A 15,216-nucleotide genomic window follows, 5' to 3' on the forward strand; every position below is an offset into this window, starting at 1 on the left:
TTTGATATGATGAGAAAGTATAATACTAATAGTTATGCTATAGCATGGCATAATTGATATGAACTTAATAAAATGGATGTAAGTATGGGAGAGTAGGCACTTATGAAATGGATTTTATTTGATAAAGATGGCACATTGATACATTTTGATAGGAGTTGGATGAAGATTGGTCTCCAATTAGTAGATGACTTTATGACACAATATGAATCGGCTATAGGTGATGTGACAGAGGCTTATAAGCGATTAGGTATCGTGAATAATGAAATTCAACAAGGTACAGTTATGGCGTCTGGCTCGTTAGATGAAATCATTAATGCCTTTGATAACCTAGCAGGTCAAGATGTCTCATCATGGGCACAACAACGAAGTCAAACATTAGTTGATCAACGTGTGCCTGAAAATGTGTGGGTAGAAGGTGTCGATCAAACAGTCAAAGCTTTACATCAGCAGGGCTATAAACTAGGTATTGTTACTAGCGATACGAAAAAAGGTGTCGAACAATTTTTAACTGATACAAATATGCATAAATACTTTGATGTGGTTATTTCAACTGAAGCAAATGCAGTAGAGAAACCTAATCCAGAGGTGCTAAAACCATTATTTGATAACTATGATGTCGATTCAATTGATGTTATGATCGTCGGTGATACAGCTAATGATATTAAAACTGGGAAAAATGCACAACTTGGGCTTAGTGTTGCAGTATTAACGGGTGTGGATATTAAAGAAACGTTTACAGAAGCAGATTATATTTTACCTACTGCCAATCAAGTGTTAGATATATTAAATTAATAGTAGAGTTTTCTAAGATATGTCATAATATACGAAACGTATATTATGACTTTTTTATAACAGAGGTGAGAGACGTGATTGATGGGAAGTATGCTGTATATCAAAGCGAAACATATAAAGTTGTTGATATAAGTGGTAGTGAAGTGTTGCTTGTTACAGAAGATGCAGCGAGCGAACTAAAGGGATTTCAAGCAGAAACTACAACACACACATTACATACGCTGTATTATAAACATGTGCAACGTGATAAGTTAGATGAGTTATATGAGTTGTTTCAAGAAGCACGATATCAAGGGGCTATATTTGACTATTATCAAGATAATGAAGGCAATCATTATATAGGTACAAATGATCAAGAAAAAGCGAATACGTTTGGTTTAGTTGCATCACTTGATGATTATTATAGTGCAGTGGTGGCTGAAGAAGACATAGAAAAAATTATTCATCGACATCATTTAGAATAAAAAAAGAGGGGCATGAGTTTACTCATAGCTCCTCTTTTTAGGTTGAATATTTAATGTTGTCGTTGATCTACGTTTCTATAAGTATCAATAACTGTTTTGATTTTATTGATGACACCGTCAAGGGAGTCTGGGTCATCATGTAAGTCATATTCATTGATGTTAACTCTGACTACTGGACAAGCGTTAAATTCGCTAACCCAATTGTCATAGCGTTGGAATAGTTTTTGCCAATATGCAGGATCTGTGTCAATTTCCATTTGACGGCCACGTTGTTTAATACGTTCAATGACATCATTATAATCACATTCTAAATAAATAAGGACATCTGGTTTTGGGAAGTATGGTGTCATAACCATAGCATTAAATAATTCAGAATACGTATGGAAATCTTCAGGAGTCATAGTTCCTTGTTCTTCGTGCATTTTCGCAAAAATATCGACATCTTCATAAATAGAACGATCTTGAATAAAGCCGCCACCATATTCAAACATACGTTTTTGTTCTTTAAAACGTTCGGCTAAGAAATATATTTGTAAATGAAAGCTCCAACGTTCAAAATCGTGATAAAACTTATCTAAATATGGGTTATGTTCTACGTTCTCAAAAGAAGTACGGAAGTTTAAGCGTTCGGCTAATGCTTTAGTTAACGTTGATTTACCTACACCTACTGTACCCGCAATGGTAATCACTGCGTCTTGTGGTATACCGTAATTATTCATGTACATTTCCTCCAATCATGGGTTTCACTAAATTTAATATATAAGCATAATCATCTGCGTGTTGTACAAAATCAAGATGGGTCGTATCAATTTTAATGACATTCGCACCTTCAGCTTTTAACGTATCGTAATATTGATTATAATCTCGTTTCAATGATAATAAATAGTCATCTGAAATTTGATGCTCAAAGCTACGATTGCGTTGTGCAATTCGTGACTTTAACACTTGTAAGTCGGCATCCAGAAAGATAATCATATTAGGCATTTGTAAGTCTTCAGTTAAAATATCATAGATACGGGAGAATTTTTCAAACTCTACAGGTGTAAGTGTGTTATGTGCAAATATTTTATTTTTGTGGATATGATAATCGCTGACAATACCATTTTGAATTTGGGCAATGTCTTGAAATTGTTTATATCGATTACATAAGAAAAACATTTCGGTTTGGAAGCTCCATTTTGAAATGTCTTCATAGAACTCTGATAAAAAAGGATTTTCATCGACAATCTCTTTTTCTTCGTAAAAATTGAACTCACAACTGAGTTTATGTGTTAATGAGGATTTACCGACACCGATCGGTCCCTCTATTGCTATAAATGTGTTTTTCATAATTAACGCTCCAATGTTAAAATAGACAATAAGTATTGTACCATATGTGAGGAGTAAGACCCATGACAAGAGATGAATTTTATATGGAAATTGCGTTGGCAGAAGCACGCAAAGCAAATAATATTGGAGAAGTACCGATTGGTGCAATCATTGTGAAAGATGAAGAAGTTATCGCTAGAGCACATAATTTGAGAGAAAATTTGCAAGACCCAACAGCGCATGCAGAGCATATTGCAATTCAAAAGGCAGCTGAAGTAATAGGTAGTTGGCGCTTAGAAGGTTGTACATTGTATGTTACTTTGGAACCTTGTGTGATGTGTGCAGGGACTATTGTTATGAGTCGTATACCACATGTTGTGTATGGCGCACCAGATCCGAAGGGTGGATGTGGCGGTAGCTTGATGGATTTAATACAAGAAGCACGATTTAATCATCGTGCCAGTGTAACATCTGGTATATTAGAGCAAAGTTGTGCTGAAATGTTAACGTGTTTTTTTAAAAACATTAGAAAACAGAAAAAAATCAGTCGAACAGAGGATAATACAAATAGCTAAAGATTTGTTAAACTATATAATGTGTTACAAATTTGTGGCAAATGAGAATAATTCATAGTGTTTGTGTGATTGAGAAAAGAAGGAAATGAGGTCATTAATAATGATAAATTTAATTGCAACAGATATGGACGGGACGTTATTAAATGCGGCACATGAGATTTCAGAGGAGAATATAAATGCGATTCATTATGCGCAATCACTAGGTATCACAGTAGTTATTGCCACAGGAAGAGCTTTTTATGAAGCGAGTACACCCGTTGCACAAACTGATTTAAAAGTACCATATATATGTTTGAATGGTGCAGAAGTTAGGGATGAATCTTTCAATATTAGTAGTACTTCAAATTTAAACCGTGAGTTAATTGATAGAATTACTGGTGAACTGAACAGTGAAGATATTTATTATCAAATCTATACGAATATTGGTATTTATACGGAAAATCCAGAACGTGATTTAGAAATTTATATCGATATTGCAGAACGTGCAGGTCAACAAGCAGATGTTGAAAAGATTAAAGCTGGTATTCAAAAACGTATTGATAATGGTACGTTAAAAGTGGTGGAAAACTACGATAAAATTAAAGAAACTCCCGGAGAAATCGTCATGAAAATATTAGCATTTGATAGCGATTTGGAGAAGATTGATCGTGTCAGTGCTAAGTTGGCCGAGTCTGGTAGTCTAGCTGTTTCTTCTTCTTCTAGAGGGAATATTGAAATCACACATGCGGATGCTCAAAAAGGAATTGCATTAGCTACAATTGCCGAAAAACTACATATTGATATGGATAATGTTATGGCGATAGGAGATAATCTCAATGATATTTCTATGTTAGAACGTGTTGGTTATCCGGTAGCAATGTCAAATGGTACTGAAGAAGTGAAAGCAGCATCTAAATATATCACTGAAACAAATGAAAACAGTGGTGTGGGCAAAGCCATCATGAAATTGCTTGCAGAATGTAACAAATAATACTATGAGGTGACATAAATGAAAGGTTTAATAATTGTTGGAAGTGCCAAAGTTGGCTCTCATACAACAGCGTTATCAAAATATTTGAAAGGTCATTTTGAAACGCATGATTTTGAAGTAGAAATTTTTGATTTAGCTGATAAACCTATACATCAGTTAGATGTTTCAGGAGCGTTAGCGCCTCTAGAAACTTACAAAGCAAATTTACAAGAGCTACAAACTAAAGCACGCGAAGCGGACTTTTTCGTGCTAGGTACACCAAACTACCACGGTTCGTACTCTGGTATTATAAAAAATGCGTTAGATCATTTAACTATGGATGATTTTAAAATGAAACCAGTTGGCTTAATTGGTAACAGTGGTGGAATTGTCAGTGCAGAACCACTATCTCATTTACGTTTGATCGTCCGTACATTATTAGGTATCGCGATACCAACTCAAATTGCTACACATGACTCTGATTATAAAAAATTAGATGATGGTACATATTATTTAGCAAATGAAGAGTTCCAATTACGTGCGAGATTGTTCGTAGATCAAATTGTTTCATTTGCTCAAAATAGTCCATATGAACATTTAAAATAAACCATTTTTCTTAGCTACTTAAATATGATGTTTGCGTTAGAGACAGTTACATCGGTCTACGTAAGGCGTCGTACTTAAGTAGCTTTTATTGTGGCGTCATAATTACAGTGTTAACAATTTCTTTGAACCGTAAAAGTAAGTTGTTGATTTTAGCTAATTGAATATCATATAAGTGTATGCGGCGTTCATCGTGTAAATCACGTTCTTTCTTGAGTAAACCTAAAGCGATAAGGTTACTGAGTTGTGTTGAAATGGGTGTGTTTTTGTTGTACAGTGCTTGTTTTAATTCAGTTGCTTCGATGCTGTGCTTATTAATTGTCGCAATTTTATCTAATATAACAATTTCAACTAATGTTAAATTTAAATCTTGCTTGATTAATCGTTTTATTAAAGTACGTTTTTCTTCGTAATGAATAATATTCATAATATAAAACCTCCAATGAATAAAGTGACAATGTCAGTGAGTCGGATTTTTAATAAATTCCGGCTATATAAAAAATCAATTAAGCTGAGTTATTTCTGTGTTTGAAATGATAGTGTGTTATCGAACATTGTGTCACTTTAATGTATGTATAATAGGTGGAAAATAAATTTAAAATAAGATGGTTAACAGGTATTAAGTAGTAGCCATATAAGTATTTACTATATGCCCATTATTGTAATATTTTTTTGACTAGATAGAAATAAAGTTTTTTTACTCTTAGTAGCTAAATATTTACTATATAAAATGTTGATAATCTAGATATTGTTAAAATATTAATAAATAATGCTTTTATTTACAAATTAACAAAATGGGGGTGGGATAGAAATCTGAATTTATTAAATGGATTGCGTTGTCTTACTTCGACATGGATGGCTAAAACTGACCAAGTTTCCGGCTTTGTTGGCAGTTTTTGTGCACGCTTTCCGCGGGCACTGCCTTAGCCTGTAGTCTTCGGCAAGTGCTATTCCCGCAGGAGTTGGCACAAAAGACTGCCAATATTATAGATAAACGCTTAGGAGACCTAAAATTTAAGGGCAATTTAATGCTAATACAAAAAGAGACTGGGACGAATCAATTTTGTCCCAGTCTCTTAAAATGTTTATATGAAATTATTTACGATATTTTAATTTAGCAAAAGCATCATGTTGGTGGATTGATTCTTCGTTACGACATTCAATATCAAAACCGTCTATCCAGTCTAATTCTACTAAATCTGCAGCGATTAAACGAATTAAATCTTCGACAAAACGAGGGTTTTCGTAGGCACGTTCAGTGACACTTTTTTCGTCAGGTCTTTTTAAAATTGGATAAAGGATAGAACTTGCATTTGCTTCCATAGCATCTAAGATTTTTTCTTTATAATCATCGATAAGTTCTTTATCTTTATTCATATATGCTTTGACCGTAACAATACCACGTTGATTATGTGCAGAATATTCACTAATCTCTTTTGAACAAGGGCACAGTGTAGTAACTGCCGCTTCGACAGTTAATTCTTTTCTGGTAACGGAGTGTTTATCGATAGCTAAACCATAAGTAACATCTGCATGTCCGACTGCTTTAATGTTAGTTACTGGGCTAATGCGATCGAAGAACCATTTACCAGACACATCGACACCGGCATCATTTTGATTCATACTTTTTTGTAAGCTTTGTAATACTTGATATAAAGCAGTGAAATCTAACTCAATCCCATTATTGTAATGTTTTTCCACACTTTCTAAAATTCTACTCATGTTAATGCCTTTTTCATCTAGTTTTAAACTCGTTGAAAAACTAAATGTACCAGCAGTTTGGAAACGATCAATTAGTACAGGATAGACCAAGTTTTTAATGCCAACTTCTTCTATTTCAAACAAGAAATTTTTATGCGTACTTTGTAGGTCTTTCATTTTTTCTTTAATTGTTGGTTTAGTACCTTCGATAGGGTCGACAGAACCGAAGTGTTTCCATCTGCCTTCTCTTGTAGATAAATCAAATTCAGTCATGCTATTGCCTCCACTTAAGATTCAAAGTTATAAGTCCAATAAGGTTCAACTTCTAAGAAGCCTTTTGCTTCACCAGATAGTTCCGGTGTGGCCAATTGTTGTAAGAAAGGACCTGTTTGTGATGCGTGTGCTTCAAATGCGCGTAGTTTTACCTCTTTATAATCACTGATCTCATTTAAGATATCAGGCTCACCTAATTTTTCGGGAGCATCATTGCTAAATGCTACTAATTGTAATCTTGGTCTTTCATTTTTAGGCATACGACCGACAGTACGTACGACTGCTTCTGCAGTGGCTTCATGGTCAGGGTGCACTGCAAATTGTGGATAAAATGAAATAATCACTGACGGTTTTAATTCATCTATCAATGATTTTATCATAGCGTCCATTTCATCATTTGGTTCGAATTCGACAGTTTTATCACGCAATCCCATTTTACGTAAATCTGTGATGCCTATTGCTTCCATTGCTGCTTCTAGCTCTTTTTCGCGAATATCTGGTAACGACTCTCTAGTTGCGAACGGTGGATTCCCGAGGTTACGACCCATCTGACCTAAAGTTAGGCATGCATAAGTGACGGGAACGCCGTTATCAATATAGCGTGCAAGTGTTCCGGCTGATGAGAATGTTTCATCGTCTGGATGTGGAAAGACAACCAGTACGTGATTTTCTTCTGACATATGTGGTGTCCTCCTTTAAATATTAAATGGTTGTGTGCTGATTTCTAATGTAGCTGCAAGTTGACCTTCATAATTAAAACCTGCAATTAGAAATTCTCCATTATCATTGATTTCGTAATGTGTTAATCCTTGTACATAAACCCATCCATTATTTGTAAGTTTTAAACCAACGCGAAATGGGTCTTTGTCGCCACCTTTTAATTGTGCATGTTCAAAGGTAATATTGATATTTCTTAAAAATGTCCCTGCATTAAAAACACGTTGATCAAAATGGTTGGCATACGCGCCATTTGTAGTCTCAACATGGATATAAACAGGCTTATTTGCATATGATGTTAGTATGGATTGTACTTTTTCTCGTTCGATAAGTTCCAACAACTTCACTCCCTGTTTGATGTTTAGTAATTTAAGTGATTAAACATAACATTCACTAATATCATGAATGCTAATACTAAAAATCGGAATAAGAATATATTTTAAATAGGAAAAAACATCCTATACCAGTTTATTAAAATAACTACATTTAATTACTATTATTTTTCTATTCTACTAAAAACTGCGGTAGAAATGTATAACTATGCTCAATTAATTTTATAAATTGAATATTAATGATACAGGATTTTAGGTTAAATAACTAGCCCCATGATAAACTAAGAGTTGATAATGTTATTTGCTGTTAATGATGCCAACAGTATACATTTAAATAAAAGTATCGAAAAGTTTATAGAGGGGGAAGTTTTGTGAAAATAACTAATTTAGGTTCGCAGTCTTATGCATCTTTTTATGTAGCGTGTGAATTATTTAAGCAGATGAACGGTGATAAGCATAGTAAGTTAGGCCTAGCTACTGGCGGGACGATGGTTGACGTGTATCGATTTTTAGTAGAGTTATTGCATAAAAATCAACTTGATGTGAGTGATGTTATAACGTTCAATTTAGATGAATATGTCGGTTTAACTTCAAACCATCCACAAAGTTATCATTATTATATGAATGATATATTATTTAATCAATATCCTTACTTTACTACAACACAAACTTATATTCCAAGAGGCGATGCTGATGATTTAGATCAAGAAGCTAAGCGCTACGAACAACTTATAGATGAGTTAGGGCCGGTTGATATTCAAATATTAGGCATTGGAGAAAATGGTCATATTGGCTTTAATGAACCAGGCACTGATCTTAATAGCCCAACACACATTGTAGATTTAACAGAAAGTACCATTCAGGCAAATAGTCGCTATTTTGAACATGAAGCTGAAGTACCAAAACAAGCAGTGTCGATGGGATTAGCATCAATTTTAAAGGCGAAGCGGATTATTTTATTAGCATTTGGAGAGAAAAAACAAGCAGCTATAACAAAATTAGCACAAAAAGAAGTAAATAAAGATGTGCCAGCAACTATATTACATGCACATCCCAATGTGGAAATATATGTAGACGATGCGGCAGCACCTTTTTAATTAACATATCGTTTTAATCATGTTTTCTCAGGGTAGAGATGTAATGTACGAAATATAAGCAGTTTTTATGCATATTGAAGTGTATTTTAGTAGCATTAAGATATGATGAAATATTGAAAGGATGAGATTATTGGAATTACAATTAGCAATTGATTTATTAAACAAAGAAGAAGCAGCAGAGTTAGCTAATAAAGTAAAAGACTATGTTGATATTGTAGAAATTGGTACACCAATAGTAATCAATGAAGGTTTACCATCTGTACAGCATTTAAATGACAATGTTGACGGCGTTAAAGTTTTAGCAGATTTAAAAATTATGGATGCTGCCGATTACGAAGTAAGCCAAGCAGTTAAATTTGGCGCAGATGTTGTAACCATCCTTGGTGTTGCAGAAGATGCATCAATTAAAGCAGCAGTTGATGAAGCACATAAACATGGCAAACAATTATTAGTAGATATGATTGCAGTACAAGATTTAGAAAAACGTGCGAAAGATTTAGATGATTTAGGCGCAGATTATATCGCTGTTCATACTGGTTATGACTTACAAGCTGAAGGTCAATCTCCTTTAGAAAGTTTACGTAAAGTTAAATCTGTAATTAGTAATTCTAAAGTAGCAGTTGCAGGTGGTATTAAACCAGATACAATTAAAGATATTGTTTCAGAAAATCCTGATTTAATTATTGTTGGTGGCGGCATTGCTAATGCAGATGATCCAGTTGCTGCAGCAAAAGCTTGTAAAGCAGCTATAGAAGGTAAATAATTATGGCAGAAATTACAAATTATCGTTTAATATTAGATGAAATAGAACAAACACTATCTAATATTAAATCAGAAGAAACGAGTACTTTTTTAACGCAGCTATTGGATGCTAAAAACGTATTTGTATCTGGTAAAGGTAGATCTGGTTTTGTAGCAAATAGTTTTGCTATGCGCCTAAATCAACTTGGTAAACAAGCACATGTTGTGGGAGAATCTACCACACCTTCTATTCATCAAGAAGATTTGTTTGTAGTCATTTCTGGCTCTGGTTCAACTGCTCACCTGAAAATATTAGTAGAAAAAGCTAAAGAGAGTGGGGCGCAGGTTGTTGTATTAACAACACAACCTGAGTCACCAATCGGCACATTGGCAGACTCAGTCATCGAGCTTCCAGCTGGCACTAAATATGATGCTGAAGGTTCAGCTCAACCTTTAGGTAGTTTGTTTGAGCAAGCATCACAAATTTTCCTAGATAGTTTAGTTTTGAATTTAATGGAAAAATTATCAGTTGATGAAGAAACAATGCAACAGAACCACGCTAATTTAGAATAATAGTAATAATAAAAAGTCTGGAACAGTAAGCTGTTTCAGACTTTTTTCTATCTTCGATAAATTTCAAACGTGGAGACAATGTTATATTGTCACAGTATTTTCACGCTTCCCTAAATAATAAGATTGTTTATTGTTGAAGGAGAAGTGGGATTGTTCACCACATGAGTGTTGATAAACGATTTGAGCTAACGTATCTTTACCATTTTAAAAGGTATGTTAGCTATTTTTATAGGATAAATTGGGTTAAGGTTACTACTGTAATGCCATATACGTTGTTAGCTTATAAATGTTAATATATAATATATATAGGTTAACAAAGGGGTGAAGGTGAAAAGATGAAAGTTTGGAGCAATATACAGTATTTCGCACAAACTCAACCTGACAAAAAAGCTTTGATATTTGATGCTAACTGTGTCACGTATGAGGAACTGTGTCACGCTATCAAAGAACAAGCGGATATGTTAGATAGTATTAGCGATGGGCAACGTGTTGCCTTGACGATGACGAATCCATTAGCTACGATGATTGCCTATTTTGCGGTATTACTAAAGGGTGGCGTTCCGTGTGTATGTGATTTTAGATGGCCTGATGCCAAATTAAGAGAGATTTGTGCACATTATCATATTAATTATCAACTTAACGATGATGGCGTATTAACAGAAAAACACAAATATAACCATGTACAACAGGTGACTGATTTATTACATATTGGATTTACTTCAGGAACGACAGGTATCCCTAAAGCTTATTATCGTGGTGAAAACTCTTGGATTGCATCGTATAAACAAAATGAGGCATTAATGGTTCACCCCATTGAAGTTATTGTAGCTCCAGGACCGCTTGCGCATTCACTATCATTATATGCGTGTGTGTTTGCCTTATATACTGGTAGAACATTTATTGGGCAACAACACTTCGAAGCACAACAGTGTATACGGAACATGCAACAGAACGATGGTACTTTCGCATTTATGGGAGTGCCAACGATGCTCCAACAATTAGTTAATTACTACGCACATATACCATACCTGCACTATATTTTTAGTACAGGTGACAAATTACATATTGCGTTGAGAACACGCATTCAGCAATTATTTAGTCAGGCAACACTGATAGAATTTTTTGGTTCTTCAGAGGCTAGTTTTATTAGTTATAACATTGATAATAGTGCGCCAGCACAATCCGTTGGCAAAGTATTTCCAAATGTAAAAGTCCAGATTGTCGAACCTGATAATGAGGGCATAGGTTTGTTGTATGTAAACAGCGACATGGTCTTTGATGGTTATGTCGATGCAAGCACACCTACTAAAGAGTGGATTACTATTGGTGATTATGCTCATTTAGATACTCATCAATATTTATTTTTACATGGTAGAGAAAATGATCGCCTGATTATCGGAGGCAAAAATGTTTATCCTATGGAAATTGAAAAAGCAGTAGTGTTACATCCAGATATTGAAGAAGCTGTGATTATTAGTCGTCCGCATGCACAATTAGGTGAACTGGCTATTTTACTTTATACCGGATCAAGTGAAATCTCATATACAGCAATGAAAAGTCATTTGATTACGCATTTGGCACGTTATCAAGTGCCATCTAAAGTAGTAAAAGTACCTAAAATGACATATACCCATAGCGGTAAAATAGCACGTGCACATATGAAGGAACGTTATTTAAAAGGAGAGTTTAAGGGATGAAACAACCAGTTATAGTGGCAGCTAAGCGTACACCATTTGGTAAATATGGCGGTGTTTTGAAGCACCTTGAGCCGGAAGATTTATTGATGACTTTATATGATCACTTTAAATTACAACACTCTGATAGTTTGGCCGGTGTGGATGATATTATTTTAGGTAATGTTGTTGGAAATGGTGGTAACATTGCACGAAAATCATTGCTAGAAGCAGGATTAGCGCACTCGATACCAGGGGTCACGCTTGATAGACAATGTGGTTCTGGTTTGGAGGCAATCATGCATGCATGTAGAATGATTCAAGCTGGCGCAGGCGAAATTTATATTGCTGGTGGTGTCGAAAGTACAAGTCGGGCACCGTGGAAAATTAAAAGACCACAATCCGTCTATGATACAAAATTACCTGAATTTTATGAACGTGCTGCTTTTGCACCAGAGGGTCAAGACCCATCTATGATTCAAGCAGCAGAAAATGTGGCACGTACTTATCATGTGTCGCGAGAAGCACAAGACAAATATGCCCATGAGAGTCATAGAAAATCTCTATTAGCGCATCAACAAGGGGTTATGTCCCAGGAAATAATTCCTTTAACAGTTAAAGGAGAAGAGGTTGCACTAGATGAAAGCATCAAGCCTAAATTAACATTGAAAAAATTATCACGCTTACGTTCAATATTGCCTGATGGTACTGTTACAGTTGGTAATTGTTGTATGAAAAATGATGGGGCAGTCATGCTGTTGATTATGGAGGCGAAAACTGCACAACGTTACGGTTATACTACCGGCTTACGTTTTGTTGATGGTCGTACAACTGGGGTCGACCCTCAACTGTTGGGTATTGGACCATTCCCAGCAGTGCAACAATTATTGGAGCGTCAACAATTAACTATAGAAGATATTGATGCCATAGAATTAAACGAAGCCTTTGCTTCTCAAGTAATTGCAAGTCAACAACAGTTACATATTACACCGCAACAGTTAAATAAATATGGAGGAGCCATTGCAATCGGTCACCCGTATGGCGCCAGTGGTGCTGCACTTGTGACGCGCTTATTCTATATGACGGCAGCGCGTAAATCTATTGCTACGATGGGTATCGGAGGTGGCATGGGCAATGCAATACTTTTCGAACGTTGGTAGTGAATGGCAAACTATTTACTTTTCCACACAACTTGTAACAGACTATAAAGACTTATGCCAAATAAAACACGGTGCAACAGATGAAGTACCACCTTTACTATGTGCTCGGGTGTGGCAAAATTTTAAGCTATTTCAAATATTTAAAGACCGTAGTATTGCACTTGTCAGCACTGACTTAACACAACATCATAAATTAAACTGTGATATGACATATCAAGCTAAATTAACATGTAAAAATATTAAACAACTTAAAAAATATACGAAATATACATTTGTTTTAGAAATTTTTGAACACCATTCATTGTGTCTAGCCATAACACAACAGTTCATAGAATGGAGGTCTGAAAATGCAAATTTCTGAGGAGATGTTGCAACAATATTTAACGTTAGTGAATGACCCTAATCCCATACATCAGGATATTGTACCTGGACAATTAGTGGTAGAAATAGTCTTTGCAGAGTGCAATATAACTTGGCAATACTTTAAAATAAAATACGTTGAACCGATTGAAATAAATGAACAAATTACCATAAGCGACTTGTCAGACTCCTGTATTATAGTTTCGAATGCGGATAATGGAGTAAAGAAAGTAATCTTAACTAAAAACGATGAACTATAAAGTTATGCGTTTCTTAATTTTAAAAATAATTATTACAAATGCTAAAAAACTGACTATTGTATGATTATTAAAAATTAAATAAATAATTTTTGTTAAAATTTGACAAAAAATTTTAACTACGTATAATGTTATAACATGTTAAAGGAGTGACATGTTCAATGGATTTTGATAAAAACGAAATAAACATGGTCAATGCCAAGAAAGCGAAAAAAACTGTTTTTGCTACTGGCCTTGGCAATGCTATGGAATGGTTTGATTTTGGTCTTTATTCCTACTTGGCAGTCATCATTAGTCAAAACTTTTTCAGCTCAGTTGAAAATGACCAATTAAAATTAATTTTCACTTTTGCAACCTTCGCTATTGCGTTCTTACTGAGACCAGTAGGAGGCATTATCTTTGGTATCATTGGTGATAAGTACGGACGTAAAGTAGTATTAACAACAACTATTATCATGATGGCATTTTCTACATTGTTAATAGGTATACTACCTACATATGATCAAATTGGAATTTGGGCACCGATATTATTATTAGTTGCTCGTATTTTGCAAGGATTCTCAACCGGTGGAGAATATGCAGGTGCAATGGTGTATGTAGCTGAATCTTCTCCAGATAAAAAGCGAAATACTTTAGGTAGTGGCCTAGAAGTTGGGACATTATCAGGGTACATTTGTGCTTCAGTAATTACAGCAATTTTATTTTATGCGTTAAATGATGAGCAAATGGCAACATGGGGTTGGAGAATTCCATTTATCTTAGGATTATTCTTCGGTATTTTTGGTTTCTATTTACGTAGAAAACTAGAAGAATCACCAGTATATGAAAATGACATTCAAAAACAACCAAAACGTGACACCATTCGTTTCTATACGATTATACGTTATTACTATAAAGATATTATTGTCTGCTTTGTGGCAGTGGCATTCTTCAACTGTACAAATTACATGGTAACGTCATATTTACCATCGTATTTGCAAGGTACAATTAAAATGGAGAGTGGAACAGTATCAGTCATTATCACACTAGTAATGGCATTTATGATACCGTTAGCTTTAATGTTTGGACGATTAGCTGATAAAGTTGGAGAGAAAAAGGTCTTTTTAATTGGGTTAATCGGGTTAACATTGACAAGTGTATTTGCATTCTCACTAATGCAATTAGAACATATTGCATTTATTGTGATCGGTGTGTTCATTTTAGGATTTTTCCTATCAACATATGAAGCAACGATGCCTGGTTCATTACCGACAATGTTCTACACACATATTCGTTATCGTACATTAGCTGTAACATTTAACGTCTCTGTTTCGTTATTTGGTGGTACGACGCCATTAATCGCATCTTCTTTAGTAGCGAAAACGGGCGATCCATTATCACCAGCATACTATTTAATGGCGATGAGTATTGTGGGGATTTTAGTTGTAGGTTTATTACATGTTAGTACATCACATAAATCACTTAAAGGTTCGTATCCAAATGTCGACAATCAAGAAGACTATGATTATTTTGTTGAAAATCCGGATAAAGCATTGTGGTGGACGAAAGATAAACGAGTATAATTTATTTTCGGCATTATTAAAAGAGGTTGGGACAATATTGATTTGTTCCAACCTCTTTTAATATTGGCAGTAGCTGACT

Annotated in this window: 19 protein-coding genes; 13 read left to right on the plus strand and 6 right to left on the minus strand. The window is 34.8% G+C overall.

Going from position 1 to position 15,216, the window contains the following annotated elements; genetic code table 11:
- Window positions 1-102 precede the first annotated feature (102 nt).
- Both JVU85_RS04220 and JVU85_RS04225 read left to right on the plus strand, forming a co-directional pair.
- The gene (locus JVU85_RS04220; protein ID WP_021459103.1) at window positions 103-792 is read left to right on the plus strand and encodes an HAD family hydrolase; all 690 of its coding nucleotides are present in this window, start codon (window positions 103-105) and stop codon (window positions 790-792) included.
- A 74-nt stretch (window positions 793-866) separates the two neighbouring features.
- Entirely contained in the window at window positions 867-1,256 is a 390-nt protein-coding gene (locus JVU85_RS04225) for a hypothetical protein (RefSeq protein WP_002509522.1), read from the plus strand.
- A gap of 50 nt (window positions 1,257-1,306) precedes the next feature.
- Here JVU85_RS04225 and JVU85_RS04230 read toward each other — a convergent pair whose 3' ends face one another.
- Together JVU85_RS04230 and JVU85_RS04235 are read right to left on the minus strand one after the other, a co-directional pair.
- On the minus strand, window positions 1,307-1,975 hold the full coding sequence (locus JVU85_RS04230) for a deoxynucleoside kinase (protein WP_002509523.1): 669 nt from the start codon (window positions 1,973-1,975) through the stop codon (window positions 1,307-1,309).
- On the minus strand, window positions 1,968-2,585 hold the full coding sequence (locus JVU85_RS04235) for a deoxynucleoside kinase (RefSeq protein ID WP_021459104.1): 618 nt from the start codon (window positions 2,583-2,585) through the stop codon (window positions 1,968-1,970). Before JVU85_RS04235 ends, JVU85_RS04230 begins: the two co-directional genes overlap by 8 nt.
- 62 nt (window positions 2,586-2,647) lie before the next feature.
- On the opposite strand from JVU85_RS04235, the gene tadA reads away from it, so the two are divergent.
- The 3 genes from tadA (at window position 2,648) to JVU85_RS04250 (ending at window position 4,694) form a co-directional block, all read left to right on the plus strand.
- Window positions 2,648-3,139 (plus strand): tRNA adenosine(34) deaminase TadA, encoded by a 492-nt coding sequence (gene tadA / locus JVU85_RS04240; protein WP_021459105.1) that lies wholly within the window; start codon window positions 2,648-2,650, stop codon window positions 3,137-3,139.
- 100 nt (window positions 3,140-3,239) lie between these two features.
- Entirely contained in the window at window positions 3,240-4,109 is an 870-nt protein-coding gene (locus JVU85_RS04245; protein WP_002509526.1) for a Cof-type HAD-IIB family hydrolase, read from the plus strand.
- 18 nt (window positions 4,110-4,127) lie between these two features.
- The gene (locus JVU85_RS04250; RefSeq protein ID WP_002509527.1) at window positions 4,128-4,694 is read left to right on the plus strand and encodes an NADPH-dependent FMN reductase; all 567 of its coding nucleotides are present in this window, start codon (window positions 4,128-4,130) and stop codon (window positions 4,692-4,694) included.
- An 85-nt stretch (window positions 4,695-4,779) separates the two neighbouring features.
- On the opposite strand, the gene JVU85_RS04255 is transcribed toward JVU85_RS04250, so the two are convergent.
- From JVU85_RS04255 to JVU85_RS04270, 4 genes are all read right to left on the minus strand, one after another.
- A complete protein-coding gene (locus JVU85_RS04255) occupies window positions 4,780-5,118 on the minus strand; it encodes a transcriptional regulator, SarA/Rot family (RefSeq protein ID WP_002509528.1) in 339 nt (112 codons plus the stop codon).
- Window positions 5,119-5,786: 668 nt separating this feature from the next.
- Complete coding sequence (gene folE2 / locus JVU85_RS04260; protein WP_002509529.1) at window positions 5,787-6,665, minus strand: GTP cyclohydrolase FolE2; 879 nt, start codon at window positions 6,663-6,665, stop codon at window positions 5,787-5,789.
- Between the two features lie 14 nt (window positions 6,666-6,679).
- On the minus strand, window positions 6,680-7,345 hold the full coding sequence (bshB2, locus tag JVU85_RS04265) for a bacillithiol biosynthesis deacetylase BshB2 (RefSeq protein ID WP_002509530.1): 666 nt from the start codon (window positions 7,343-7,345) through the stop codon (window positions 6,680-6,682).
- A 15-nt stretch (window positions 7,346-7,360) separates the two neighbouring features.
- Window positions 7,361-7,720, minus strand: coding sequence for a YojF family protein (locus tag JVU85_RS04270; RefSeq protein WP_002509531.1), 360 nt, complete (start codon window positions 7,718-7,720; stop codon window positions 7,361-7,363).
- 365 nt (window positions 7,721-8,085) lie between these two features.
- Between JVU85_RS04270 and nagB the strand changes: the two genes are divergently transcribed.
- The 8 genes from nagB to JVU85_RS04310 all read left to right on the plus strand — a co-directional run bounded on the left by nagB (window position 8,086) and on the right by JVU85_RS04310 (window position 15,137).
- Window positions 8,086-8,811, plus strand: coding sequence for a glucosamine-6-phosphate deaminase (nagB, locus tag JVU85_RS04275; RefSeq protein WP_021459106.1), 726 nt, complete (start codon window positions 8,086-8,088; stop codon window positions 8,809-8,811).
- 130 nt (window positions 8,812-8,941) lie between these two features.
- Window positions 8,942-9,574 (plus strand): 3-hexulose-6-phosphate synthase, encoded by a 633-nt coding sequence (hxlA, locus tag JVU85_RS04280; protein ID WP_151507937.1) that lies wholly within the window; start codon window positions 8,942-8,944, stop codon window positions 9,572-9,574.
- Between the two features lie 2 nt (window positions 9,575-9,576).
- Window positions 9,577-10,125: a 6-phospho-3-hexuloisomerase gene (gene hxlB / locus JVU85_RS04285; RefSeq protein WP_021459284.1), complete on the plus strand. Its 549-nt coding sequence runs from the start codon at window positions 9,577-9,579 to the stop codon at window positions 10,123-10,125.
- A gap of 335 nt (window positions 10,126-10,460) precedes the next feature.
- On the plus strand, window positions 10,461-11,822 hold the full coding sequence (locus tag JVU85_RS04290; protein ID WP_002510766.1) for an AMP-binding protein: 1,362 nt from the start codon (window positions 10,461-10,463) through the stop codon (window positions 11,820-11,822).
- A complete protein-coding gene (locus JVU85_RS04295) occupies window positions 11,819-12,958 on the plus strand; it encodes a thiolase family protein (protein WP_021459285.1) in 1,140 nt (379 codons plus the stop codon). The genes JVU85_RS04290 and JVU85_RS04295 overlap by 4 nt, the downstream gene beginning before the upstream one ends.
- The gene (locus tag JVU85_RS04300) at window positions 12,933-13,319 is read left to right on the plus strand and encodes a hypothetical protein (protein ID WP_021459286.1); all 387 of its coding nucleotides are present in this window, start codon (window positions 12,933-12,935) and stop codon (window positions 13,317-13,319) included. The genes JVU85_RS04295 and JVU85_RS04300 overlap by 26 nt, the downstream gene beginning before the upstream one ends.
- Window positions 13,306-13,578: a hypothetical protein gene (locus tag JVU85_RS04305; RefSeq protein ID WP_021459287.1), complete on the plus strand. Its 273-nt coding sequence runs from the start codon at window positions 13,306-13,308 to the stop codon at window positions 13,576-13,578. The genes JVU85_RS04300 and JVU85_RS04305 overlap by 14 nt, the downstream gene beginning before the upstream one ends.
- A 158-nt stretch (window positions 13,579-13,736) precedes the next feature.
- Complete coding sequence (locus JVU85_RS04310) at window positions 13,737-15,137, plus strand: MFS transporter (protein WP_021459288.1); 1,401 nt, start codon at window positions 13,737-13,739, stop codon at window positions 15,135-15,137.
- Window positions 15,138-15,216 lie beyond the last annotated feature (79 nt).

The organism is Staphylococcus sp. GDY8P72P, assembly GCF_016890655.1.
Lineage (GTDB): Bacteria > Bacillota > Bacilli > Staphylococcales > Staphylococcaceae > Staphylococcus > Staphylococcus arlettae.

Bases quoted from the DNA above. Each gene is read 5' to 3' on its own strand.
- JVU85_RS04220 (WP_021459103.1), top strand. From the start codon at position 103: ATGAAATGGATTTTATTTGATAAAGATGGCACATTGATACATTTTGAT.
- JVU85_RS04230 (WP_002509523.1), bottom strand. From the start codon at position 1,975: ATGAATAATTACGGTATACCACAAGACGCAGTGATTACCATTGCGGGT.
- JVU85_RS04235 (WP_021459104.1), bottom strand. From the start codon at position 2,585: ATGAAAAACACATTTATAGCAATAGAGGGACCGATCGGTGTCGGTAAA.
- tadA (WP_021459105.1), top strand. From the start codon at position 2,648: ATGACAAGAGATGAATTTTATATGGAAATTGCGTTGGCAGAAGCACGC.
- JVU85_RS04245 (WP_002509526.1), top strand. From the start codon at position 3,240: ATGATAAATTTAATTGCAACAGATATGGACGGGACGTTATTAAATGCG.
- JVU85_RS04250 (WP_002509527.1), top strand. From the start codon at position 4,128: ATGAAAGGTTTAATAATTGTTGGAAGTGCCAAAGTTGGCTCTCATACA.
- JVU85_RS04255 (WP_002509528.1), bottom strand. From the start codon at position 5,118: ATGAATATTATTCATTACGAAGAAAAACGTACTTTAATAAAACGATTA.
- folE2 (WP_002509529.1), bottom strand. From the start codon at position 6,665: ATGACTGAATTTGATTTATCTACAAGAGAAGGCAGATGGAAACACTTC.
- bshB2 (WP_002509530.1), bottom strand. From the start codon at position 7,345: ATGTCAGAAGAAAATCACGTACTGGTTGTCTTTCCACATCCAGACGAT.
- hxlB (WP_021459284.1), top strand. From the start codon at position 9,577: ATGGCAGAAATTACAAATTATCGTTTAATATTAGATGAAATAGAACAA.
- JVU85_RS04290 (WP_002510766.1), top strand. From the start codon at position 10,461: ATGAAAGTTTGGAGCAATATACAGTATTTCGCACAAACTCAACCTGAC.
- JVU85_RS04295 (WP_021459285.1), top strand. From the start codon at position 11,819: ATGAAACAACCAGTTATAGTGGCAGCTAAGCGTACACCATTTGGTAAA.
- JVU85_RS04300 (WP_021459286.1), top strand. From the start codon at position 12,933: ATGCAATACTTTTCGAACGTTGGTAGTGAATGGCAAACTATTTACTTT.
- JVU85_RS04305 (WP_021459287.1), top strand. From the start codon at position 13,306: ATGCAAATTTCTGAGGAGATGTTGCAACAATATTTAACGTTAGTGAAT.
- JVU85_RS04310 (WP_021459288.1), top strand. From the start codon at position 13,737: ATGGATTTTGATAAAAACGAAATAAACATGGTCAATGCCAAGAAAGCG.